Origin of the sequence: Enterobacter cloacae complex sp. SHL009, from assembly GCF_049237205.1 — a bacterium.
Taxonomy (GTDB): Bacteria; Pseudomonadota; Gammaproteobacteria; order Enterobacterales; family Enterobacteriaceae; genus Enterobacter; species Enterobacter cloacae_M.
In genome coordinates this window covers 256,815-281,026 of record NZ_JBMKIW010000004.1, presented here as the reverse complement: position 1 = coordinate 281,026, position 24,212 = coordinate 256,815, and the positions used below count along the sequence as shown (strand labels likewise).

Here is a 24,212-nt window from a genome sequence, read left to right as displayed (position 1 = left end):
ATTAGCGGTCCACATCTGACATAACAAAATCGATACTACCCAGATACACAATCAGGTCGGAGACCAGACTGCCGCGGATGGCGGACGGGATCTGCTGCAGGTGCGCAAAGCTCGGCGTACGTACGCGGGTACGGTAGCTCATGGTGCTGCCGTCACTGGTCAGGTAGTAACTGTTAATACCCTTGGTCGCTTCAATCATCTGGAAGGATTCTTGCGCCGGCATGACCGGACCCCATGAAACCTGCAGGAAGTGGGTGATCAGGGTTTCGATATGTTGCAGCGTGCGCTCTTTCGGTGGCGGCGTCGTCAGCGGGTGATCCGCCTTGAACGGGCCTTCCGGCATGTTGTTGAGGCACTGCTCAAGGATGCGCAGACTCTGGCGCAGCTCTTCCACTTTCAGCATCACGCGGGTATAGCAGTCGGAAACACCGCCGCCCACCGGGACTTCAAAGTCGAAGTTCTCGTAGCCAGAGTAAGGGCGCGCTTTACGCACGTCGAAATCAATACCGGTCGCACGCAGACCTGCACCTGTCGTACCCCACTCCAGCGCTTCTTTCGCGCCGTAGGCAGCAACGCCCTGGGAACGGCCTTTCAGGATGGTGTTACGCAGCGCGGCTTTCTCGTAAGAGGCCAGACGTTTTGGCATCCAGTCGAGGAACTCACGCAGCAGACGGTCCCAGCCGCGCGGCAGATCGTGTGCCACACCGCCGATACGGAACCAGGCCGGGTGCATACGGAAGCCGGTAATCGCTTCGACCAGATCGTAAATTTTCTGACGGTCGGTAAAGGCGAAGAAGACCGGGGTCATCGCGCCGACGTCCTGAATGAACGTGGAGATGTACAGCAGGTGGCTGTTGATACGGAACAGTTCTGACAGCATAACGCGAATCACGTTAACGCGATCCGGCGTAACGATACCCGCCAGTTTCTCAACGGCCAGCACGTATGGCATTTCGTTGACGCAGCCGCCGAGGTACTCGATACGGTCGGTATACGGAATGTAGCTGTGCCAGGACTGACGCTCGCCCATCTTCTCAGCACCACGGTGGTGGTAGCCGATGTCCGGAACGCAGTCGACAATCTCTTCGCCATCAAGCTGAAGAATAATACGGAATGCACCGTGCGCAGACGGGTGGTTTGGACCGAGGTTGAGGAACATGAAGTCCTCGTTGTCGGTACCGCGCTTCATGCCCCAGTCTTCCGGTTTGAAGGTCAGCGCTTCCATTTCCAGATCCTGTTTGGCTTTGGTCAGCTCAAACGGATCGAATTCGGTTGCACGTGCCGGGTAGTCTTTACGCAGCGGGTGGCCGGTCCAGGTCTGCGGCATCATGATGCGCGTCAGATGCGGGTGGCCGTCGAAGGTCATGCCGAACATTTCCCAGGTTTCACGCTCATACCAGTTCGCGTTCGGGAAAAGTTTGGTGATTGTCGGCAGATGCATGTCGTTTTCAGACAATGCCACCTTGAGCATGATATCCGTATTACGGTCTATTGAGATCAGGTGGTAGAAAACGGAAAAATCCGCAGCAGGGAGACCCTGGCGGTGGGTACGCAGACGTTCATCCATGCCGTGTAAGTCAAACAGCATGACGTACGGTTTTGGCAATTTCTTGAGGAAATCGACAACTTCCAGCAATTGCTCACGCTTCACCCAAACAACGGGTACCCCGGTGCGGGTAGCCTGAACAGTAAAGGCATCCGGCCCAAAACGGTTGCGCAGTTCGCCAATGACTGGGTCATCCAGATGATCCCGGGTCCGCCAGGCGGCTTCTTGCGCGGTTAAGTCGGTCATATTGTTCACCATTGCAAATGGTCCGTGGTGACTGTTGAGCCTGGCTTCGCGCTATTTGAGTAGTGATATGCGAAGGTGTTCTCCAGGCCTACAGGCGCAAATTAAATTTCGTCAGGCGTACGCAGGTTGGTGACGGCAATACGTTCACCACGTTTACGCTCGCGCTCAGACTGCATGTTCGCGCGATACACACCCTGATCGCCAACAACCCACGACAGTGGGCGACGTTCTTTACCGATAGATTCCTGCAGCAGCATCAGCGCCTGCATGTAGGCTTCCGGACGTGGCGGACAACCCGGGATGTACACATCCACTGGGATAAATTTATCTACGCCCTGCACGACGGAATAAATGTCGTACATACCGCCAGAGTTTGCACATGCGCCCATGGAGATAACCCATTTTGGCTCCAGCATCTGGTCATAAAGACGCTGAATAACAGGTGCCATCTTGGTAAAGCACGTACCGGCTACCACCATCAGGTCAGCCTGACGCGGGGAAGCACGGAGTACCTCGGCCCCAAAACGCGCAACGTCATGCACCGCAGTGAATGACGTCACCATTTCAACGTAGCAGCAAGAAAGGCCAAAGTTGTAAGGCCAGATGGAGTTCTTACGACCCCAGTTGACCATATCGTGCATGGCATGTTCGAGCTTGCCCATGTACACGCTTTTATTGACTTCTTGCTCCAGGGGGTCGGTTACGATCTCCTGTTTTTGCAGGGGGTAACGGTCATTCTCACCGTTAGGATCTATGCGGGTGAGCGTATAATCCATCTTATTGCCTCGCTGTTACTGCTGACGATTAGAGATACTGTTTTCCGGGTTGATGTGTTCACGACGTGAACGCGCAGGCGTCCAGTCAAGCGCGCCAATACGCACCAGATAAACCAGACCGGCCAGTAGCACTAAAATGAAAATTGCGGCCTCGACAAAGCCCACCCAACCACTTTCGCGGATGGACGTTGACCATGCGAAAAGGTAAAGCGCTTCCACGTCGAAGATGACGAAGAACATGGCTACCAGATAGAACTTGGCAGACAGGCGTAAGCGAGCGGAACCTACTGAATCAATACCTGATTCGAAAGGTGTGTTTTTGTGCCTTGCACGGGCGCGACCGCCCAGGAACCAGCCGCCGACTAACATCAGGCAGCACAGGCCAATGGCTACAATAAGAAAGATTGCGAATGCCCAGTGATGAGCGATGACTTCTGTGGATGTTGACATACTCATTGCTTACTCATCAAAAGTGATACCAACGACACTGCTCTTGCTGGCAGATGGGCATCACATCGATTCATGGGGAGGAACAAATAACCTTACACTAACTGTCAGAAATGAGACGTAGACAGCAAAATGATGGGGTTTTTTACTCCTTTCTATAACCTATTGTCAACTTTAACAAAGGTTTCTTCACATTAAATTACATCGAGCGATTCTCATTAACATTTGGTGCCCTTTAACCCTGGTGGGTGCATGACTTTCCGTCAAATGTATGTTGTTGAATCGTGTCCGTTTCGGAAGTAAAAAAAATAACCCTCCTATTTTGACAGGATTTGCCAACGATTCCTCCCCCCAAATAGGAGTATTTTCTTGATCTGCGACACGCTTTTGTTAATTCAACATGGAAAACGGCAACATATTTCCTGTTTTTTTAACATGAGAGGGATATGGGCGAAGTTAGAACGGAAAACGGACAAGTTTTAAGCAAAAGTATTCAGCTTATTGATAAATAAGAGAGTATCCTGAAAACCCTTGCGCCATAAGCGGGTATTATTGCGTAAAAAAAGCCACTGCATGTGAAAATCACACGAGTGGCTGTTTTTTACACTTACATTTTGTTACCAGAATATTGAGCTATCGATCACTCAAAATCCCCTTCGACGATCAGGGAATCATCCCCCCCTTCGGAGGTAATGCGCTCGAACTGCCACGGATTATGGTAGTTTTCCATCGCCTCGAACACCACTTTGGCCAACTCATTATGACTGGACGAATTGTGGCAGAGCAGATACTCCGTATCCGGCAGCGCAGGAAGACCGTCGGATTTCCCCAGGACGCGCAGATCGGGGCTCATCATCTCTACCGGACGGGCCGTTACGCCCAGACCGGCCTTCACGGCGGCACGAACCGCTGGCAGCGTGGAAGCCACATACGCCAGACGCCACGGAATGTTGGCCTCATTCAGCGCCGTGAGCACCATATCGCGGAACGGGCTCGGGTCATCAAGCAAGACCAGCGGAACCGGCTCCCCTTTTTGCAGCACATACTCGGCTGCACAATACCAGTGCGTAGGCGATGTGCGCAGCGTCAGGCAATCAAACTGCCCGGGACGATGCGTCGTCACCACCAGGTCGACTTTATGCTCATTTAACATCTCAACCATAAAGGCATTACGTTTTACGCTAACGTCAAGCGCAAGCTTCGGATAAACCGAACTAATACGATTGAGAAGAAACGGCAATATAGTATCCGCTGACTCATCAGATGCGCCTAACGTTAGCACTCCTTGAAGGTTGCTAAACATTAATGACATACATGCTTCATCATTAAAGCGAAGAATTTTCCTGGCATAACCCAGTAGCTGAATACCGTGTTCCGTTAAGAGCTTATTACGTCCGTGACGTGCAAAAAGCTCTTTACCGACCAGCTGCTCCAGCCGCTGCATTTGCTGGCTAACGGCGGACTGAGTTCGGCAAACGGCGGCAGCAGCTGCTGCAAAAGTGTTGAGATCGGCGACCGCAACAAACGTTCTCAGCAGATCGAGGTCGAGATTCATTATCGGACGATTTGCATTTATCATATCTATTCACTTTCAGGTTGCTCGTGCGGAGCTGCCCGGGTTGAAGCTGTGTGTAACAGTTAAGCAATTCCCTCTGAAGGTTTTCCCTCGCATCCCGGCCCGGCAGACTGCCTGACAGATAGTTATTGTGCTGCTTTATATCAACAGTCAGAAAGCACGTTTCATGACGTTATTTTTATTCTCTTAAACGTTCAGGATATTTAGATGTTCGCAGGTTTATGTAAATTACATTAAAGGTATAACACCTTTTCTGCCATCTTTATCGCAGCGCTGTCAACGTAGCAGGAGATGTGCGACACATTCCAGCCAGAGATAACTCCAACAATAACAATCAATTAACTCGAAAAGCCAGTGCCAGATATACAAAATTCTTGCATCTGTCCTCTGCTTTCCTGCAAGACATCTTAACCCAAATCCACTTTATTTATAAGTCTTATTGCAATATTGAGGATTAAAGAAGAATGTTAAGCTTCTAAACTAATTTTATTAAAATTAACTAAAGTTGCATTTTATAGGTTAATAATAAATAAATTTTAATTTAGATTAAGACCATTCATTAATGGCACTTAACATTAATTTCACATGAGTAACTTTTAGCCACATTATGCTTTTACAGGAACATGTATCAAGCATTCAGGTTTTACGAAAAGTCACGCAGGGTGATTGCTACCCTTGTCAGGTTCACCACTTATTTTTCCCAGCACAATATACAGAATTTTGACAAATGAATAGCACGTTTAACCTATCATCGTGCTATGCGCACAACTTTAAGACAGTAAAAAAGCTAACGCACAGCGAAAAAGATTTATCAAAATTTTGCTCCAGGCACAAAATCTTCTACTGCACACCCTTCAAAACGAAGCGATGGGGGAGTACATTATTCCGTGCTGACTTCCACGGCAGGGAGTGGCAATAATAGCGAAAAGGTTAAAGGTTCATGTCCCCTATCGAAAAATCCAGCAAGCTAGATAACGTCTGTTATGACATCCGCGGCCCGGTTCTGAAAGAGGCAAAACGCCTTGAAGAGGAAGGCAACAAGGTTCTGAAACTCAACATTGGTAACCCTGCGCCATTTGGTTTTGAAGCGCCGGATGAAATTCTGGTTGATGTGATCCGCAACCTCCCTACTGCACAAGGCTATTGCGATTCAAAAGGACTTTACTCCGCACGTAAAGCCATCATGCAGCACTACCAGGCACGCGGTATGCGTGATGTAACCGTTGAAGATATCTATATCGGCAACGGCGTTTCCGAACTGATCGTGCAGGCGATGCAGGCGCTGCTGAACAGCGGGGACGAAATGCTGGTGCCCGCGCCGGACTATCCGCTGTGGACGGCTGCCGTATCACTGTCGAGCGGTAAAGCCGTGCACTATCTGTGCGACGAGTCCTCCGACTGGTTCCCGGACCTCGATGATATTCGCGCGAAAATTACGCCCCGCACGCGCGGCATCGTGATCATTAACCCGAACAACCCAACGGGCGCAGTATACTCAAAAGAGCTGCTGATGGAGATCGTCGAGATCGCCCGCCAGCACAACCTGATCATCTTTGCCGACGAAATCTACGACAAGATCCTGTACGACGCGGCACAGCACCACTCAATCGCTGCGCTGGCTCCGGACCTGCTGACCGTCACCTTTAACGGCCTGTCTAAAACCTACCGCGTGGCCGGTTTCCGCCAGGGCTGGATGGTACTGAACGGTCCGAAAAAGCACGCCAAAGGCTATATTGAAGGGCTGGAGATGCTGGCCTCCATGCGTTTATGTGCCAACGTTCCGGCGCAGCACGCGATCCAGACGGCGCTCGGCGGCTATCAGAGCATTAGCGAGTTCATCGTTCCCGGTGGTCGCCTGTATGAACAGCGCAACCGCGCGTGGGAGCTGATCAACGATATCCCGGGCGTCTCCTGCGTGAAGCCGAATGGCGCGCTCTATATGTTCCCGAAAATTGACGCGAAACGCTTTAATATTCACGACGACCAGAAAATGGTGCTCGATTTCCTGCTGCAGGAAAAAGTGCTGCTGGTTCAGGGTACGGCGTTTAACTGGCCGTGGCCGGATCACGTGCGCATCGTGACGCTGCCGCGCGAAGATGATCTCGAAATGGCCATCAGCCGCTTCGGGCGCTTCCTCTCCGGATACCATCAGTAATCTTAAAATCAGGCTACTTCGGTAGCCCGATTTGCATCTTCCCTCCCCTCCCCGCACAATGAACGCCTGTCGCAGTGAAGACAAAAGGTAACCTATGAGTCAGAGTCATTTCTTCGCCCACCTCTCTCGCCTGAAACTCATCAACCGCTGGCCGCTGATGCGCAATGTCCGCACGGAAAATGTCTCAGAGCACAGTCTGCAGGTTGCGATGGTCGCTCACGCGCTGGCCGCCATTAAAAACCGCAAATTCAACGGTCAGGTCAATCCAGAGCGCATTGCCCTGCTGGCGATGTACCACGATGCGTCAGAAGTGCTGACCGGCGACCTGCCTACGCCGGTGAAATATTTCAACTCGCAGATTGCGCAGGAATACAAGGCCATCGAAAAGATTGCCCAGCAGAAGCTGATTGACATGGTGCCGGACGAGTTGCGCGACATCTTTGAGCCGCTCATCGATGAGCATCAGTACACGGAAGATGAAAAGTCGCTGGTCAAACAGGCCGACGCGCTCTGCGCCTACCTGAAGTGCCTGGAAGAGCTGTCTGCAGGGAATAACGAATTTTTACTGGCGAAAACGCGTCTGGAAAAAACGCTGGAATCCCGCCGAAGCGAAGAGATGGACTATTTTATGCAGGTGTTTGTGCCGAGCTTCCATCTGTCTCTGGATGAGATCAGCCAGGATTCACCGTTGTAATCTGTTTGCCCCGCAGCGCTGCGCTTGCAGGGCCTACGGGTTGTTGGCCGGGTAAGGCGCAGCCGCCACCCGGCAAAATTATCAGAACGGGAACAGAACCGGTATTAATACCACGCACACCACCATCACCAGCACGGTGAACGGCACGCCCAGCTTCACGAAATCACTGAACCTATAATTTCCGGGCCCCAGCACCAGCGTATTCACCGGTGAAGAAACTGGTGTCATAAACGCCGCGGAGGCCGCCATTGCGACCATCATCGCAAAGGGATACGGCGACACGCCCATGGATTTGGCCATCGCCAGCGCAATCGGCGCCATCAGTACCGCCGTCGCGGTGTTGGAGATAAACAGACCGATGGTGGCGCACATGATAAACAGACAGACCAGCATCATGTACGGCCCATACCCGCCCCCAACATCCATTAAGCCTCTAACGATCAGATCCACCCCGCCGGTTTTTTGCAGCGCCAGGGCGAAGGGCATCATCCCGACAATGAGGATAATGCTCGGCCAGTGAATGGCTTTATAGGCGCTTTCGGCGTCAATGCAGCGGAATTTCCCCATCAACAGGCAGGCGATGATTGCCGCGACCGGATTGGGGATTTCATCGGTCAGCATCAGCGCCACCATCAGCACCAGACAAAAAATCGCGTGGGGCGCCTGGCTGTGCGCCGGGGAGGCGTCGCTCTCCTCGACAGGCATGTTGAGTACCACAAAATCGCGCCCTTTTTGCCCGAGCTGGCTTATCAGCTTCCAGTTACCGACAACGAGGAAGATATCGCCCAGCAGGATCGGCTCATCCACCACAGCCCCTTCCATCGCCACGCCATCGCGCTTCAGCCCCACGACATTCAGGCCATAGCGGGTTCGGAATCCCATTTCCCGCACGGTTTTGCCCAGCAGTTCCGATTCCGGGATCAGCGATACTTCGGCCATGCCGACATCCAGCGCCTGATCGGAGAAATACTCCCCGCGCAGCACCATCGGTTCCAGCAGCTGTTCGCTGCAAAACTCGCGCAGATCCACGTCCGCGGTGGACATATCAATCAGCAGGACGTCCCGCGCGCGGAATTCCGACACCCCGTTGACGTTGACGATCACCCGGCGAAAACGACGCCAGCGCTCCACGCCGATCACGTTCGCGCCATAGCGCTCACGCAGCTTCAGGTCGTCAAGACGCTGTCCCACCATCGGCGAGCCGGGGCGAATAGCCAGACGGCGCGCGCGCCCGGTGAGACGGTACTCTTTAATCAGATCGCGGAAGGTGCGTCGCTTCCACCCTTCTTTATTTTTGTCCTGTTTTTCACCTTTCAGGGCAAACCGGGTCAGCAGCATGTAGACCACGCCCAACACCAGAATGACCAGCCCAAGCGGGGTGACGCTGAAAAAACTGAAGCCCTGAAATCCTTCCCGGATAAGCTCGCTGTTGACGACCAGGTTCGGCGGCGTTGCCACCAGCGTCATCATTCCGCTGATCAAACCGGCAAAACTCAGGGGCATCATCAGGCGCGACGGCGAGATCTGCATCCGCATGGAGACACTCAGCACCACCGGGATAAAGATGGCGACCACGCCCGTTGAGCTCATAAACGCCCCCAGCCCGGCGACGGTCACCATCAGGTAGATCAGCATTTTGGTTTCGCTGCTGCCCGCCACCCTCACCAGCCACGACCCCATGATGGTTGCCACGCCGGTACGCACCAGCCCATCACCGATAATAAACAGGGCGGCAATCAGGATAACGTTGGGATCGCTAAACCCGGAGAAGGCTTCCGGCAGCGTTAGCGTACCGCTCAGCACAAACGCGACGATGACAAACAAGGCGACGGCGTCCATGCGCACCTTGCCCGTTGCAAAAAGAAGGATGGCGATTAAAAGCAGGCTCAGGACCCAAATCAGTTCACCGTTCACAACATGTCCTTGTCAGTGGGGGATGAGGAATTTTGCCATAAAAAAGCCCCAGCAATGTGGGGCTATATCATGTGATTACATTTTTAGCGAGACGGTTACAACCCCGTCAGAGGCTTTCGATACGGCCAGCGCCGTCAGTGAATCCAGCACAAAGTCTGCCTCCTCCAGACGGGGAGATCCCGCCGGAACGTTAACGGCGATAACGTGGCTTCCGGCGTTCAGCCCGGCCAGTACACCAGCGGCCGCATCTTCCACCACCACGCACTCTGCGGGCGCGAGGCCCAGCAGTTCAGCGCCCAGTAAAAACGCGTCGGGCTCCGGTTTACCGCGCTTTACGCGCTCCGCAGTGATAAACACTTCCGGCTTCGGTAAACCTGCCGCCTTATGACGGGCGTGGGCGACGGGAATGGAGCCTGAGGTGACGATAGCCCACGGGATCTGCGCCTCGTTCAGATGCTCAAGCAATTCGCGCGCGCCCGGTAACGCAGTAATGCCGTCCGTATCCGTGGCTTCAATATGTTCCAGGTATTTGAACTCCGCCTGAATTTCGTCCTCAGAGCGTCCGGCCAGGAAGTACCGTAGCGAGGTGATGGCCTGTTTGCCATGGATAAAATTCAGCACGTCCTGATGGTCGATGCCATGTCGGTCAGCCCAATGGCACCACGAACGCTCCACAACCGGCAGCGAATCCACCAGCGTACCGTCCAGATCAAACAGAAAACCTCTACACTGCACACGCACCTCCGTCAGGCATTAATGATTTGTTGAATTTCGTTGCTGCTTAAATGGTACTGGCGCGGGCAGGCGTGCCACGCGCTTAGCATACGCTGATATTTTTCCCACATTGGGGTCTGCGCGTTGAAGCCGTGGGTGCCCGCGTCAAAGTGGGTATACCGCCCTTCTGTATTCACCATAAAGCGAACATAGCTCAGATAACGCGCTTCCGTTGCGGCATCAAAGCCTAAGAAAGTCACGCGGCGCTCGTCAATGGACTGCTGATCTTTGAGATTCGTCCAGGAGACGTGCAGAGCGTGATACATCTCCATAATGTCGATCACGATGCGACAGGTTTCTTCTTTCAGCTCGCCAAACTCGCGGTCCAGTTCGCGCATTTGCAAACCAAAACCGCGTTCGACGATGGTTTGCAGGCGGCTGTAGCGCGCAGCGTTATCGGGATCAAGCATAGTCATCATCTTGTACTGGTTAGACAAAATCAGACGTTGAGCATGGGTCATTTCCATCTTTCGACTCCTGTAGCGCATTGCACTTTAAAAAAAAGACACGGTAACTGATTGTTACTGTGCCTTCTTTTCGTCGTCGTTTCGATGATCAATCACAAGTCATCGAGGAATGTTTTATCCAGTTGCTTAAAAGCGCGCTTTAACGTGTCCGCCAGCGCCTGGTAGTCCGGCTTGCCTTCAACCGGGGCGAGCGCCTGCCCGGCCTCCTCCAGTTTTCCGCGCACTTCATAAAACCAGTGTAAAATAGATGGGGGAAGTGGCGTGATGGAGCGTTTACCTAACCACCACAGGCCCTGCATCGGCAGGCTTAATGCGAAGAGCGCCGTCGCGACGGCAGGGCCAAGCTGGCCGCCCAACGCAATCTGCCAGCACAGCGTAAAGACAGCGACTGGCGGCATAAAGCGAATCGCATAGCGCGTGGCGCGAATGGTGCGATTCTCAATGAACATCGGCGCAAGGCGCTTTTCCATCGGCCACGTCTTTGCGTAATGCTGTCCCCGACGAAACAGACTAAAGAAATTTACGGACGGGTTCTCTGGTGTCGACATGGCTGTACCTCAACTTCACATATAAAAATTAAAATTTTCGTGCAAAACCACAACAAGCTATGACAACGTTCAAAATATTTTGTCATCTCTACCCCGTATCGGGTATCCTGTGCCAGCCTGATAGGGCCTTAGACGAGAATCATTAACTCGTCAAATTATTGCATATTATGCCATTGGCTGAAAATTGTGCAAAATGGCATAAAATCATAGTTATTTCTTCCATCATGCCACAATGTTCGTTTGGCATGATGTTAATCATAAATGTCTGCGTCATCATGCGTTACGCTGTTAGACTCACTGACGTTTTTTTAGCCACGTATCAATAATAGGTACTTCCATGTCGAGTAAGTTAGTACTGGTTCTGAACTGCGGTAGCTCCTCACTGAAATTCGCCATCATCGATGCGCTCAACGGTGACGAATACCTCTCTGGTTTGGCCGAATGTTTCCATCTGCCTGAAGCACGTATCAAGTGGAAGATGGACGGCAGCAAACAAGAAGCGGCTTTAGGTGCAGGCGCCGCTCACAGTGAAGCGCTGAACTTTATCGTTAACACTATTCTGGCACAAAAACCAGAACTGTCTGCTCAGCTGACTGCGATTGGTCACCGTATCGTCCACGGCGGCGAAAAATACACCAGCTCCGTCGTCATCGACGAATCTGTGATCCAGGGCATCAAGGACTCTGCGTCCTTCGCACCGCTGCACAACCCGGCTCACCTGATCGGTATCGCTGAAGCGCTGAAATCCTTCCCGAATCTGAAAGACAAAAACGTGGCCGTATTCGACACCGCGTTCCATCAGACCATGCCGGAAGAGTCTTACCTCTATGCCCTGCCATACAGCCTGTACAAAGAACACGGCGTACGTCGCTACGGCGCACACGGCACCAGCCACTTCTATGTGACTCAGGAAGCCGCGAAAGTTCTGAACAAGCCGGTTGAAGAACTGAACATCATCACCTGCCACCTGGGCAACGGTGGTTCTGTTTCCGCTATCCGCAACGGTAAATGTGTTGATACTTCCATGGGTCTGACCCCGCTGGAAGGTCTGGTGATGGGTACTCGTTCCGGTGACATCGACCCGGCGATCATCTTCCACCTGCACGACACCCTGGGCATGAGCGTTGACCAGATCAACAAAATGCTGACTAAAGAGTCTGGCCTGCTGGGTCTGACCGAAGTCACCAGCGACTGCCGTTACGTTGAAGACAACTACGCAGAGAAAGAAGACGCTAAACGTGCAATGGACGTTTACTGCCACCGTCTGGCGAAGTACATCGGCTCTTACACTGCGCTGATGGAAGGCCGTCTGGACGCGGTTATCTTCACCGGTGGTATCGGTGAGAACGCGGCAATGGTTCGTGAACTGTCCCTGGGCAAACTGGGCGTTCTGGGCTTCGACGTTGATCACGAGCGTAACCTGGCTGCCCGTTTCGGCAAGTCTGGCTTCATCAACAAAGAAGGCACCCGCCCTGCTCTCGTTATCCCAACTAACGAAGAACTGGTCATTGCGCAAGACGCGCACCGCCTGACTGCCTGATTCCACACCGCCAGCAATGCTGGCGGTGCTGTTTTGTAACCCGCCCAATTGCGGCGGTAACGAAAGAGGATAAACCGTGTCCCGTACTATTATGCTGATCCCTACCGGAACCAGCGTCGGCCTGACCAGCGTCAGCCTTGGCGTTATCCGTGCTATGGAACGCAAAGGCGTTCGTCTGAGCGTCTTTAAGCCAATTGCCCAGCCACGTGCCGGTGGCGATGCGCCAGACCAGACCACCACCATCGTTCGCAAGAACTCCAATCTGCCAGCGGCTGAACCGCTGAAGATGAGCCACGTTGAATCACTGCTGTCCAGCAACCAGAAAGACGTGCTGATGGAAGAGATCATCGCCAACTACCATGCTAACGCGCAAGACGCGGAAGTGGTGCTGGTTGAAGGTCTGGTCCCGACGCGCAAACACCAGTTTGCCCAGTCTCTGAACTTTGAAATCGCGAAAACCCTGAACGCAGAGATCGTTTTCGTGATGTCTCAGGGCACCGACACCCCAGAGCAGCTGAACGAGCGTATCGAACTGACGCGCAGCAGCTTCGGCGGCGCGAAAAACACCAACATCACCGGCGTGATCGTGAACAAACTGAACGCACCGGTGGATGAGCAGGGCCGTACTCGCCCTGACCTGTCCGAGATCTTCGACGACTCTTCCAAAGCGAAAGTCATCAAAGTTGACCCGGCTAAGCTGCAGGAATCCAGCCCGCTTCCGGTTCTGGGCGCGGTGCCATGGAGCTTCGATCTGATTGCCACCCGTGCAATCGATATGGCGCGTCACCTGAACGCCACTATCGTTAACGAAGGCGACATCAACACCCGCCGCGTGAAGTCCGTAACCTTCTGTGCGCGCAGCATTCCGCACATGCTGGAACACTTCCGCGCTGGTTCCCTGCTGGTGACCTCCGCAGATCGTCCTGACGTGCTGGTTGCCGCCTGCCTGGCAGCGATGAACGGCGTGGAAATCGGTGCGATCCTGCTGACCGGTGCCTACGAGATGGACCCACGCGTCAGCAAGCTGTGCGAACGCGCGTTCGCCACCGGCCTGCCGGTCTTCATGGTGAATACCAACACCTGGCAGACCTCCCTGAGCCTGCAGAGCTTCAACCTGGAAGTGCCGGTTGATGACCACGAGCGTATCGAGAAAGTTCAGGAATACGTTGCGGGCTACATCAACGCAGACTGGATCGAATCCCTGACTGCGACCTCCGAGCGCAGCCGTCGTCTGTCTCCTCCAGCATTCCGTTACCAGCTGACCGAGCTGGCGCGCAAAGCGGGCAAACGCGTTGTTCTGCCAGAAGGCGATGAACCACGTACCGTTAAAGCAGCGGCTATCTGTGCAGAGCGCGGCATCGCGACCTGTGTGCTGCTGGGTAATCCGGATGAGATCAACCGCGTAGCGGCATCTCAGGGCGTTGAGCTGGGCGCTGGCATCGAAATCGTTGACCCAGAAGTGGTTCGCGAAAGCTACGTTGCCCGTCTGGTTGAGCTGCGTAAGAGCAAGGGCATGACCGAAGCCGTTGCGCGCGAGCAGCTGGAAGACAACGTAGTGCTGGGCACGCTGATGCTGGAGCAGGACGAAGTTGACGGTCTGGTTTCCGGTGCGGTTCACACCACGGCGAACACCATCCGTCCACCGCTGCAGCTGATCAAAACCGCGCCAGGCAGCTCTCTGGTTTCTTCCGTGTTCTTCATGCTGCTGCCTGAACAGGTTTACGTTTACGGCGACTGCGCGATCAACCCGGATCCAACTGCAGAACAGCTGGCCGAGATCGCTATCCAGTCCGCGGACTCCGCGATTGCCTTCGGTATCGAACCGCGCGTGGCGATGCTCTCCTACTCCACCGGTACCTCTGGTGCAGGTAGCGACGTAGAGAAAGTGCGTGAAGCGACCCGTCTGGCACAGGAAAAACGTCCTGACCTGATGATCGACGGCCCACTGCAGTACGACGCCGCCGTAATGGCTGACGTTGCGAAATCTAAAGCGCCGAACTCGCCGGTTGCAGGCCGCGCTACCGTGTTCATCTTCCCGGATCTGAACACCGGTAACACCACCTACAAAGCGGTACAGCGTTCTGCCGACCTGATCTCCATCGGGCCAATGCTGCAGGGCATGCGTAAACCTGTGAACGACCTGTCTCGTGGCGCACTGGTAGACGATATCGTTTACACCATCGCGCTGACGGCGATCCAGTCTTCGCAGCAGCAGTAATGTTAAAAAGCCCGGTGGCGCTAGCGCTTACCGGGCAAGAAAGGCGACCACTTAACCGGTCGCCTTTTTTATTTACAGCAGCTCGCGCGCCGCCGATACAATGTCATGTGCCGTCAGGCCATACTCTTTCTGCAGAAAATCCTGCGTCCCCACCTGGCCGTAACGCTCCTTAACGCCCACCCGCCGCATCGGCACCGGGCAGGTTTCCACCAGCACTTCCGCCACCGCCGACCCGAGGCCGTTGTGAATGCTGTGGTTTTCACAGGTGACGATGCGCCCGGTCTTCTCGGCGTAGTTTTTCACCAGCATCCGGTCGATAGGCTTCAGGGTAAACATGTCGATGACCGCCGCGCTGACGCCCTCCTGCTCAAGCTGGCGCGCAGCTTCCAGCGCTTCCGACACCATGATGCCGTTGGCAATCAGGGTAATATCGGTTCCTTCGCGCAGCACGTTGCCTTTGCCGATTGTGAAGGTTGAGCCAGGCGCATACACGCTCGGAGCCTGCTTACGGATGGTCCGTACCCAGTAGAAGCCGTCGAGATCGATAAGCTGGCGCAGCACGTCCTCGAACATCACCGCGTCGGTCACCTCCAGCACCACCGAGTGCGCCAGACCGCGCACGATGCCCATATCCTCAAACGACATATGCGTTCCGCCGTTGTGGCAGGCCGTCACGCCCGCGTCTGAAGCAATCACCTTCACGTTGTTGCGCTGATAGTCCAGGGACATAAACAGCTGGTCAAAACAGCGGCGGCTGGCAAAGGCGGTGAAGGTGTGAACGAAAGGCTTGCGTCCGGTAAGCGACAGCCCCGCCGCCGTGCCGATGACGTTGGCCTCCATAATGCCGCAGTTAATCACGTGCTGCGGATAATCTCGCGCTACGCCGTCCATCGCCATCGAGCTCATCAGGTCTGCTTCGAGCGCAATGATGTCACTTCCGGCCTCAATCTGTTTTGCCACGAAGCCAGCGTAGACCTTACGCATCTCAACGGCGTCTTTCTGTCCTGCCGGTGCAACCTTAATCATGTGAAGCCTCCAGTTGGCGAATCGTCTCGTTGAGGGCCGCTTTGCTCTCCGCGGTCAATCGCAGGTGGTGCGAGTTGCTGAGCTGCTCCAGATACGGCACCCCCTGGCCTTTGATGCTGTCGAGGATGACGACTAACGGACGCGCATCGGCTGCCAGGATCCGCGACGTCACTGCCAGCAGACCCGGAATGTCGTCCCCCTTCACCGTCGCCACGTCAAAGCCAAAGGCGCGGAATTTCCCCTCAAGGTCGAACGCGCTGATGATCTCGTCCAGCTCGCCGTCGAGCTGCTGTTTGTTCCAGTCGACAAATACCGTCAGGTTGTTCAGGCGATGGTGAGCAATAAACTGGAATGCTTCCCAGCACTGCCCCTCGTTCAGCTCGCCGTCGCCGACGATGCAGAAGACCCGATTCGGTCGCCCGGCCAGCCTGTGCGACAGCGCCATACCGCCGGCGATGGAAATCCCCTGCCCCAGCGAACCGGTGGTAGCATCTACGCCGCGCGTTTTCAGACGGTCCGGATGGCTCGGCAGGCGCGTGCCGTTCTGGTTTAGCGTGCTTAGCTCTTCCACCGGGAAGTAGCCCTTGATTGCCAGCGTGCTGTAGAGCGCCGGGCCCGCATGGCCTTTCGACAGGACAAAATAGTCTCGCTCCGGCCAGTCCGGATCCGCCGGGTCGATTTTCATCACCGCGCCGTAGAGCACGGCCAGCGTTTCAACCACCGACATGCTGCCGCCATAGTGTCCAAAGCCCAGCTGCGTCAGAGACTTCAGCGTCTCAAGACGGATCTGACGCGCGAGTTCGGTTATCTCTTTCTCATTCATGATTTGGCTCCGGTGTTTTCCTGCGCGTTACCGCCTGCAGGTTTGTTTTTCGCGAAGATGTTGTACGCCACCAGCAGCGCAAACAGCGCCACGACCAGCCCGGTGATGGCCAGCGGCGACAGGAAGCGCGCCAGGTTGCCGAGCACAATCCCGACCGCGCCGAAGTCGGCGTCCGAGAAGGTGGTGTTGGCAAAACCAATGGCGCCCAGTACCGGCAGCAGCAGGACCGGCAGGAAGGTGATCAACAGGCCGTTGGCAAACGCACCGATCATCGCCCCGCGACGTCCACCGGTGGCGTTACCGAACACGCCCGCCGTTGCGCCGGTGAAGAAGTGCGGCACGACGCCCGGGAGGATCAGCACCCAGCTAAACTGACCGCAGATGAACAACCCCACAATCCCGCCGAGGAAGCTGAACAGGAAGCCAATCAGCACCGCGTTTGGCGCATAGGGGTACACCACCGGGCAGTCCAGCGCAGGACGCGCGTTCGGCACCAGTTTCTCCGAGAAGCCGGTAAAGGCCGGGACGATTTCTGCCAGAATCAGGCGTACGCCCTGCAGGATAATGAACACCCCCGCCGCAAAGGTGATTGCCATGATGATGGCGTAGACGAGGTAGTTCTGGCCGGCGCTGAAGGTAGCCTCGACGTACTCGCGCCCGGCGCTCACCGCCATGATCAGGTAGATAATCATCATGGTCAGGGAAATGGAGATCGAGCTGTCGCGCAGGAAGCTCAGATTCTTCGGCAGGTTCATCTCTTCGGTTGAGCGGGAGCCTTTGCCGACCTTGCTGCCAATCCAGCCCGACAGCACGTAGCCCAGCGTGCCAAAGTGGCCGAAGGCAATCTCATCGTTGCCGGTAATGCGCTTCATGTAGCGCTGCGCAATCGCCGGGAAGAAAGCCATAATCAGGCCGAGGATCAGCGAGCCGGTAAAGACCAGACCCACGCCCTCAAAGCCTGCTACCGTCAGGATCACGCCAATCATGCACGCCATGTAAAACGTGTGGTGCCCGGTCAGGAAGATGTACTTCAGGCGAGTAAAGCGCGCGACGATAATATTCGCCACCATGCCGAAGGCCATAATCAGCGCGGTCGCTGCACCGTATTTCTCCAGCGCAATTGACACAATCGCTTCATTGTTTGGAATAATGCCCTGAATCGTAAAGGCGTGCTCAAACATACCGCCCAAAGGATTTAATGACCCCACCAGCACCGTAGCGCCGCCGCCCAGCACAATAAAGCCGAGAATGGTTTTAATCGTCCCTTTCACCACGTCCGAAAACGCTTTTTTCTGCGCAACCAGACCAATAAGCGCAATTAAGCCGACCAGCACCGAAGGGACTTTTAAAATATCAACAACGAAATTCAGCGTTTCAAGGATAAACATATCCACCTCGCCTTATCAGGGTTATTGTCTTTCGAACCAGGCGCGCAGCTGCGCTTCAAGTTCGTTGATGTCGATGATGTTGTTAATCACCACCAGCTGGCTTTCCGGCACGCTGGCGCTGGCCGCAATGTCTTTTGCCATCACGAACAGATCGGCCGCGCCCGGCGTGGCCGAGGAGAGATCGGAATGTTCAACCTCAGCCTCAATCTCCAGTTTTTTAAGCACCTTTTTAATATTCATTTCGACCATAAAACTGCTGCCCAGGCCGGAGCCGCAAATAGCCATGATTTTCATTGTTGTCCCCTTATTTTGAGTAGAGCACGCCCCATCACGCTGTCGCGTAATGTTGTGAATAATCGGATTAAAGAATTAAATCAGAAGCGGTCAATAATCGTTTTAATTTCCTCCAGGGTATTCGCCTGATGCAGTTTCTCCATATCCTCGTCGCTGGAAAATAATTCTGCGAGTGCGGATATCATTTCGATATGGCTATGTTTATCCGGTGCTGCGAGCATAATAATCACATCGACAGGGTCAAACTCACCGGCACCAAACGAGACGCCCTGTTTTAGTTTTAATAAAGACAACCCCAGTCCTTTGGCGCCTTCCTCCGGCCGCGCATGCGGCATCGCCAGCCCTGGTGCCAGCACATAATAGGGTCCTAACGTGTGGTGCTGCTGGATGATGGCCGTGACGTATTCAGGCTCAATCACCTGCAAATCCAGAAGCGGCTTCGCGCACAGCTCCAGCGCCTGCGGCCAGTTTTCCACGCTATCCTGCAGCGCGATGGTTGTATCATATATCCATTTTTTGAGCACTTTTCACTCCCGCTACACGCTAAAGATGAGCAAACTTTATTCAACACATCGCTGGATGACTGCGATCGCGATCACAAAGATAGCGCTACCAATACTTAACATGCAGAAATGTGATAGCGCTATCAAATTGCAATCACGGCGCTAAATCACAGCAAAAAAAGGGATTTAAGGCGTATACTGCCTGTCACGTGAAGCGAAGGAAATGAAGAACGCGTCTGGTCAGCAGGAAGGTGTATGTCTCTAACCCGAAAACGGCGCAGTACTGGTAAAGTGACACTCGCCGATGTCGCACAGCTTGCCGGTGTGGGCACGATGACCGTGTCCCGTGCACTCCGCACGCCCGAACAGGTTTCCGATAAACTACGAGAAAAAATTGAAGCTGCCGTGCAGGAGCTGGGTTATATGCCGAATCTTGCCGCCAGCGCGCTTGCCTCGGCGTCATCGTGGACGATAGCCATGGTGGTGCCTAACCTCTCCGAAGCCGGCTGCTCGGAGATGTTCGCCGGGCTACAGCAGGTGCTACAGCCTGCCGGGTATCAGATCATGCTGGCAGAGTCCCAGCATCGTCTTGAGCAGGAGGAGAAGTTGCTGGAGACGCTGCTGGCGTCGAATATTGCCGCCGCTATCCTGCTCAGCGTTGAACATACCGACACCGTTCGCCACTGGCTGAAAAACGCCTCTATTCCGGTGATGGAGATGGGCGCCATGCGCGCCGACCCGATTGATATGAATATCGGGATTGATAACGTAGCGGCCATGTATGAACTCACGGAAATGGTGATTAAGCGCGGCTACCAAAATATTGGCCTGCTGTGCGCCAACCAGGAGCAGTGGATTTTCCAGCAGCATTTGCAGGGCTGGTACAAAGCCATGCTTCGCCACCATATGTCGCCGACCCGTGTAATTAACGCGGCGATGCCGCCAAGCTTCTCGACAGGCGCGGCACAGCTGCCTGAATTCCTGCTGGCGTGGCCGGAGCTGGATGCGCTGGTATGCGTCTCAGATGAGCTGGCCTGCGGGGCGCTGTACGAGTGCCAGCGCAGGCGAATCAAGGTGCCGGACGACCTGGCGGTGGTAGGTTTTGGCGATAGCGACGTGAGCCGCGTCTGTCAGCCGCCGCTGACGACGATGGCGGTGCCGCATCGTAAGATTGGAATTGAAGCCGGGAAAGCGTTGCTGGAGCGTCTGAATGACGGTGACTGGCGCGATCAAAAGCCCATCGCGTCCAGTCTGTGTCTGAGAGAAAGTTGCTGAATATTACTCAGCCTCTTCCTCTTTCTCTGATTTGGTCGATTCGTTTTTGGCGTTGCGGGTCATCCACAGCGCCAGCGCTTTTAACGAATCCGGCGTGAACTCGTCGCAGCGCGCGGTGATCTCTTCCGGCGTCATCCAGCTGACTTCACTCACCTCTTCTTCCTGCAGAGCGAACGGCCCGTGGGAGACGCAGCTAAACAGCCCGCCCCAGACGCGGCAGTTTTCGTCTTCGAAATAGAACTGGCCGTGCTCGGCAAACGGCACGCCGGCGATACCTAACTCTTCTTCTGCTTCTCGACGCGCGGAATCCAGCAGCACTTCATCTGCCTGGACAACACCGCCTGCGGTGGCATCCAGCATACCCGGGAGAAAATCTTTGGTGTCCGTGCGGCGCTGGACCAGAATTTTGCCCATACCGTCATGCACAACGATGTACGTTGCGCGGTGGCGCAGACGCTCCGCACGCATTTGTTCGCGGCTGGCCTGCGCGATCACTTCATTCTCTTCGCTGACAATGTCAACCCACTCTGTACTTGCCAAATGACTCTGCTCCACCATCGGGAAACCTTCTCTTCTAAGCGCTCTTTCGGCGCGTTTGCAGTTGAGGTGTAACTTACGGATTAATCGCTACCTGCGCAATAACTTGCTGATCATTAAGTGCGATAACGCGCAGGGTATTTCCATCCAGCATGCCATAGCTCGCTGGATAACCGCCTTTCGGTATGCTGACCGATCCCGGGTTGAAGTGATAAATCTCACCGCGCTTTTCAGCAACCGGAATATGAGTATGACCGTAAACCAGGACATCGCCAGCCGCGAGCGCCGGGAGATTATCCGGGCTAAAAAGATGCCCGTGCGTCAGGAACAGGCGGCTTTGTTTCAGCAGCACCTGCTGCCATGGCGCGGTAAGGGGAAAATGCAGCAGCATCTGGTCCACTTCGCTGTCGCAGTTGCCGCGAACGGCGATGATTCGTGAGGCGTACGGGTTGAGCTTTTCCGCGACCTGCGCCGGAGCGTAGCCGTCCGGCAGCGCGTTGCGCGGGCCGTGGTTGAGCACATCCCCCAGTATAATCAGCCACTGCGCGCCGCTTTGTGCAAACAGGGAAAGGACACGCTCGGTAGCGGGCAGCGATCCATGGATATCCGACGCAAACATCAGTTTCATCAGTCACTCCTCGGGAAAACAGACTGCCCCCATCATACCTGAAGCGTCCGGGCTTATCAGCCCGCGCGCCTGGCAGATAGTGCCACATAGCGCTGCACGGAGGCACGCTGCCACTGAAACGCGGCATAATCCACCAGCAGCTGCGGCACCTCATCGCCGTTGAGGATCAGGCGGTTTAGCATCAACGCAAGATCGGCGTCGGCAATGCACCACTCGCCGAACAGGTTCGGGTTGCCGTGTGCGAGGAGCGAGGTGGCGCTTTCAATGAGTTTTTGCGCGCTTTCACGACCTTCAGCGCTGAGCGCTGGCTTTTTCACCCCGGCGAACACGACGTCCGTTGAGCGTTCCACGCGAATTGGCACCAGATCGCTTCGCAGCCACGCCTGGATCTGCCGCGCCCGCGCGCGTTTTTGCAGGTCGTGAGGATAGATGCGCTCCCACTCGGGCGGCGCGAACCGATCTTCCAGATATTCATCAATCGCCGACGATTCGCTCAGGGCAAAACCGTCAATCTCCAGCACCGGCACGCGTCGGGTCAGGTCGTAACCCTGCCACTGTGGCTTGAGATGCTCACCGCCGTCGAGATCAACGGATTTCAGCGTAAAAGTGAGTCCTTTTTCGGCCAGCGCAACGTATACGCTCATAACATAGGGAGAAAAGAAATTCGCATCGGACCACAACGTGATTACGGGCTGGTTCATAACATCCTCATCGGCTGATCGGGTTTTTACTCAACATATAATCTCTTTGCGTCGCTGTCACTTGATGAAAACTCACGATTTACAACAACCACCTATACTCATTTGTCATGGCACCACTATTCGCATGGACAGGAGTTGAGAATGATCGACCTTTATTACGCCCCTACCCCAAACGGCCATAAGATCACCCTCTTTCTTGAAGAAGCCGAGCTGGATTACAGGATCATTCGCGTGGATATCAGCAAAGGCGAACAGTTCAGCCCTCTCTTTCTGGCTATATCGCCGAATAATAAAATCCCGGCCATTATTGATAACCAGCCGGCGGACGGGGGCAGGCCGCTGAGCCTGTTTGAATCCGGTGAAATTTTGCTCTACCTGGCGGAGAAAACCGGCAAACTGCTGAGCGGCGAACTGCGCGAGCGTCACCATACCCTGCAATGGCTCTTCTGGCAGGCGAGCGGGCTGGGGCCCATGCTGGGGCAAAATCATCATTTTACCGCTTACGCCCCGCAGCCCATTCCCTACGCGATCGAACGCTATCAGGTTGAGACTCAACGGCTGTATGACGTTCTGAACCGTCGGCTGAAGAAAACGCCGTGGCTCGGGGGCGATCATTACAGTATTGCCGATATCGCCTGCTGGCCGTGGGTGAATACGCATGAAAAACACCGAATTGACCTGGCCGCTTACCCGGCGGTGAATAACTGGTTTGAGCGCATTCGGACCCGCCCGGCCACCGAGCGGGCGATGCAAAAAATCCAGCAGATTTAACCCCCTATGAGGCTGGGTGCCCGCGAGCCTCTCATGTATGATGAGCGTGAAATACTGACACGGAGAAGACCTGCAATGTCACAGCCAGACGCTATTATTCGCATAAAAAATTTACGCTTGCGCACCTTCATCGGTATCAAAGAGGAAGAGATCGCCAACCGTCAGGATATTGTCATTAACGTAGTAATTCACTATCCCGCAGACAAAGCGCGGGCCAGCGAAGACATCAACGACGCGCTGAACTACCGCACAATTACTAAAAACATCATTCAGTACGTGGAGAATAACCGCTTCTCTCTGCTGGAAAAATTAACTCAGGATGTGCTCGATATCGCACGCGAACATCACTGGGTCACTTATGCTGAAGTTGAGATCGATAAACTTCACGCCCTGCGCTACGCCGATTCCGTCTCCATGACGCTAAGCTGGCGACGCCAGGCGTAACCCTGGAGGTTGTATGAAGATTTTGCTGACCGGCGGCACGGGCCTGATTGGTCGTCACCTCATTGCGCGTCTGCAGGCCTTGCATCACGACATTACCGTGGTCACGCGCAGCCCGGAGAAAGCGCGCCAGGTGCTGGGGGCGGGTATCGACATCTGGAAAAATCTGGCCGAGCAGCAAAATCTGGACGGCTTCGACGCCGTTATTAACCTCGCGGGTGAACCCATCGCCGATAAGCGCTGGACGGAAGAGCAAAAACAGCTGTTATGCAGCAGCCGGTGGAACATTACCGAAAAGCTGGTCGAGCTGATCCGCAATAGCCATACCCCGCCTTCGGTGCTGATTTCGGGTTCAGCGGTAGGCTATTACGGCGATCTCGGTGAGGTGGTGGTGACCGAGGAAGAGCCGCCGCATAACGAGTTTACCCACAAGCTTTGCGCCCAGTGGGAGCGTATCGCCTGTGCGGCGCAGAGCGATCGCACCCGCGTCTGCCTGCTGCGGACCGGCGTCGTGCTTGCGCCTAAAGGCGGTATTCTGGCGAAGATGCTTCCCCCTTTCCGGCTCGGACTCGGCGGCCCTATCGGCAATGGCCGTCAGTATCTGGCCTGGATCCATATCGACGATATGGTCAACGGGATTCTCTGGCTGCTGGATAACGATCTGCGCGGGCCGTTCAATATGGTTGCGCCGTATCCGGTGCGTAATGAACAGTTTGCTCACGCGCTGGGGCATGCCCTGCACCGCCCGGCGATATTGCGCGTGCCTGCCACGGTGATTCGCCTGATGATGGGTGAAGCGTCTGTGCTGGTATTAGGCGGGCAGCGGGCGCTGCCAAAACGGCTGGAAGCGGCCGGGTTTGCGTTCCGCTGGTATGAATTAGAAGAGGCCCTGGGGGATGTTGTGCGGTGAATATGTTACAGTGA

Annotated in this window: 24 protein-coding genes; 8 read left to right on the top strand and 16 right to left on the bottom strand. The window is 54.8% G+C overall.

Annotated elements, in window-relative coordinates; translation table 11 throughout:
• Nucleotide 1: 1 nt before the first annotated feature.
• The 4 genes from nuoC to lrhA form a co-directional block, all read right to left on the bottom strand.
• On the bottom strand, nt 2–1,804 hold the full coding sequence (nuoC, locus tag ACOTZC_RS12360; RefSeq protein ID WP_421635789.1) for an NADH-quinone oxidoreductase subunit C/D: 1,803 nt from the start codon (nt 1,802–1,804) through the stop codon (nt 2–4).
• A gap of 89 nt (nt 1,805–1,893) precedes the next feature.
• Nucleotides 1,894–2,568 (bottom strand): NADH-quinone oxidoreductase subunit NuoB, encoded by a 675-nt coding sequence (gene nuoB / locus ACOTZC_RS12355; protein WP_003861482.1) that lies wholly within the window; start codon nt 2,566–2,568, stop codon nt 1,894–1,896.
• A 15-nt stretch (nt 2,569–2,583) separates the two neighbouring features.
• Nucleotides 2,584–3,024, bottom strand: coding sequence for an NADH-quinone oxidoreductase subunit NuoA (gene nuoA / locus ACOTZC_RS12350; protein ID WP_014171000.1), 441 nt, complete (start codon nt 3,022–3,024; stop codon nt 2,584–2,586).
• Between the two features lie 631 nt (nt 3,025–3,655).
• Nucleotides 3,656–4,594, bottom strand: coding sequence for a transcriptional regulator LrhA (lrhA, locus tag ACOTZC_RS12345; protein ID WP_047174162.1), 939 nt, complete (start codon nt 4,592–4,594; stop codon nt 3,656–3,658).
• A gap of 937 nt (nt 4,595–5,531) precedes the next feature.
• Here lrhA and alaA point away from each other — a divergent pair.
• Complete coding sequence (gene alaA / locus ACOTZC_RS12340) at nt 5,532–6,746, top strand: alanine transaminase AlaA (RefSeq protein ID WP_003861471.1); 1,215 nt, start codon at nt 5,532–5,534, stop codon at nt 6,744–6,746.
• 94 nt (nt 6,747–6,840) lie between these two features.
• A complete protein-coding gene (yfbR, locus tag ACOTZC_RS12335; protein WP_023312539.1) occupies nt 6,841–7,440 on the top strand; it encodes a 5'-deoxynucleotidase in 600 nt (199 codons plus the stop codon).
• An 81-nt stretch (nt 7,441–7,521) separates the two neighbouring features.
• Here yfbR and ACOTZC_RS12330 read toward each other — a convergent pair whose 3' ends face one another.
• The 4 genes from ACOTZC_RS12330 to yfbV form a co-directional block, all read right to left on the bottom strand.
• Nucleotides 7,522–9,354, bottom strand: a complete 1,833-nt coding sequence (locus tag ACOTZC_RS12330) for an SLC13 family permease (protein WP_047174247.1) — start codon at nt 9,352–9,354, stop codon at nt 7,522–7,524.
• 75 nt (nt 9,355–9,429) lie between these two features.
• Nucleotides 9,430–10,089 (bottom strand): sugar phosphatase, encoded by a 660-nt coding sequence (locus tag ACOTZC_RS12325; RefSeq protein WP_213751391.1) that lies wholly within the window; start codon nt 10,087–10,089, stop codon nt 9,430–9,432.
• 11 nt (nt 10,090–10,100) lie between these two features.
• Complete coding sequence (locus tag ACOTZC_RS12320; RefSeq protein WP_023312542.1) at nt 10,101–10,595, bottom strand: YfbU family protein; 495 nt, start codon at nt 10,593–10,595, stop codon at nt 10,101–10,103.
• A gap of 92 nt (nt 10,596–10,687) precedes the next feature.
• The gene (yfbV, locus tag ACOTZC_RS12315; RefSeq protein ID WP_023312543.1) at nt 10,688–11,143 is read right to left on the bottom strand and encodes a terminus macrodomain insulation protein YfbV; all 456 of its coding nucleotides are present in this window, start codon (nt 11,141–11,143) and stop codon (nt 10,688–10,690) included.
• A 337-nt stretch (nt 11,144–11,480) separates the two neighbouring features.
• On the opposite strand from yfbV, the gene ackA reads away from it, so the two are divergent.
• Nucleotides 11,481–12,683 (top strand): acetate kinase, encoded by a 1,203-nt coding sequence (ackA, locus tag ACOTZC_RS12310; RefSeq protein ID WP_023312544.1) that lies wholly within the window; start codon nt 11,481–11,483, stop codon nt 12,681–12,683.
• 76 nt (nt 12,684–12,759) lie between these two features.
• Nucleotides 12,760–14,901, top strand: coding sequence for a phosphate acetyltransferase (pta, locus tag ACOTZC_RS12305; RefSeq protein ID WP_047174245.1), 2,142 nt, complete (start codon nt 12,760–12,762; stop codon nt 14,899–14,901).
• A 72-nt stretch (nt 14,902–14,973) separates the two neighbouring features.
• On the opposite strand, the gene ACOTZC_RS12300 is transcribed toward pta, so the two are convergent.
• The 5 genes from ACOTZC_RS12300 to ACOTZC_RS12280 all read right to left on the bottom strand — a co-directional run bounded on the left by ACOTZC_RS12300 (nt 14,974) and on the right by ACOTZC_RS12280 (nt 18,956).
• A complete protein-coding gene (locus ACOTZC_RS12300) occupies nt 14,974–15,927 on the bottom strand; it encodes a transketolase family protein (protein ID WP_047174244.1) in 954 nt (317 codons plus the stop codon).
• A complete protein-coding gene (locus ACOTZC_RS12295; protein ID WP_047174243.1) occupies nt 15,920–16,750 on the bottom strand; it encodes a transketolase in 831 nt (276 codons plus the stop codon). Before ACOTZC_RS12295 ends, ACOTZC_RS12300 begins: the two co-directional genes overlap by 8 nt.
• On the bottom strand, nt 16,747–18,138 hold the full coding sequence (locus ACOTZC_RS12290; RefSeq protein ID WP_115875900.1) for a PTS ascorbate transporter subunit IIC: 1,392 nt from the start codon (nt 18,136–18,138) through the stop codon (nt 16,747–16,749). Before ACOTZC_RS12290 ends, ACOTZC_RS12295 begins: the two co-directional genes overlap by 4 nt.
• Nucleotides 18,139–18,159: 21 nt before the next feature.
• The gene (locus ACOTZC_RS12285; RefSeq protein ID WP_003861447.1) at nt 18,160–18,432 is read right to left on the bottom strand and encodes a PTS sugar transporter subunit IIB; all 273 of its coding nucleotides are present in this window, start codon (nt 18,430–18,432) and stop codon (nt 18,160–18,162) included.
• A gap of 80 nt (nt 18,433–18,512) precedes the next feature.
• A complete protein-coding gene (locus ACOTZC_RS12280) occupies nt 18,513–18,956 on the bottom strand; it encodes a PTS sugar transporter subunit IIA (RefSeq protein WP_047174241.1) in 444 nt (147 codons plus the stop codon).
• Nucleotides 18,957–19,190: 234 nt separating this feature from the next.
• Between ACOTZC_RS12280 and ACOTZC_RS12275 the strand changes: the two genes are divergently transcribed.
• Entirely contained in the window at nt 19,191–20,210 is a 1,020-nt protein-coding gene (locus ACOTZC_RS12275) for a LacI family DNA-binding transcriptional regulator (protein WP_023312550.1), read from the top strand.
• Between the two features lie 3 nt (nt 20,211–20,213).
• Here the strand turns inward: ACOTZC_RS12275 and yfcD are convergent, their stop codons facing one another.
• Genes yfcD through yfcF form a run of 3 tightly spaced genes read right to left on the bottom strand, consistent with a single transcriptional unit; the run spans nt 20,214 to nt 22,076 of the window.
• Nucleotides 20,214–20,768: an NUDIX hydrolase YfcD gene (yfcD, locus tag ACOTZC_RS12270; RefSeq protein WP_023312551.1), complete on the bottom strand. Its 555-nt coding sequence runs from the start codon at nt 20,766–20,768 to the stop codon at nt 20,214–20,216.
• Between the two features lie 55 nt (nt 20,769–20,823).
• The gene (gene yfcE / locus ACOTZC_RS12265) at nt 20,824–21,375 is read right to left on the bottom strand and encodes a phosphodiesterase (RefSeq protein ID WP_045402695.1); all 552 of its coding nucleotides are present in this window, start codon (nt 21,373–21,375) and stop codon (nt 20,824–20,826) included.
• A 56-nt stretch (nt 21,376–21,431) separates the two neighbouring features.
• Entirely contained in the window at nt 21,432–22,076 is a 645-nt protein-coding gene (gene yfcF / locus ACOTZC_RS12260) for a glutathione transferase (RefSeq protein WP_045402694.1), read from the bottom strand.
• A 141-nt stretch (nt 22,077–22,217) separates the two neighbouring features.
• On the opposite strand from yfcF, the gene yfcG reads away from it, so the two are divergent.
• From yfcG to ACOTZC_RS12245, 3 genes are all read left to right on the top strand, one after another.
• Complete coding sequence (gene yfcG / locus ACOTZC_RS12255; RefSeq protein ID WP_023312554.1) at nt 22,218–22,847, top strand: GSH-dependent disulfide bond oxidoreductase; 630 nt, start codon at nt 22,218–22,220, stop codon at nt 22,845–22,847.
• Nucleotides 22,848–22,922: 75 nt separating this feature from the next.
• Entirely contained in the window at nt 22,923–23,291 is a 369-nt protein-coding gene (folX, locus tag ACOTZC_RS12250) for a dihydroneopterin triphosphate 2'-epimerase (RefSeq protein ID WP_023312555.1), read from the top strand.
• A gap of 13 nt (nt 23,292–23,304) precedes the next feature.
• Nucleotides 23,305–24,198, top strand: coding sequence for a TIGR01777 family oxidoreductase (locus tag ACOTZC_RS12245; RefSeq protein ID WP_033146089.1), 894 nt, complete (start codon nt 23,305–23,307; stop codon nt 24,196–24,198).
• Nucleotides 24,199–24,212 lie beyond the last annotated feature (14 nt).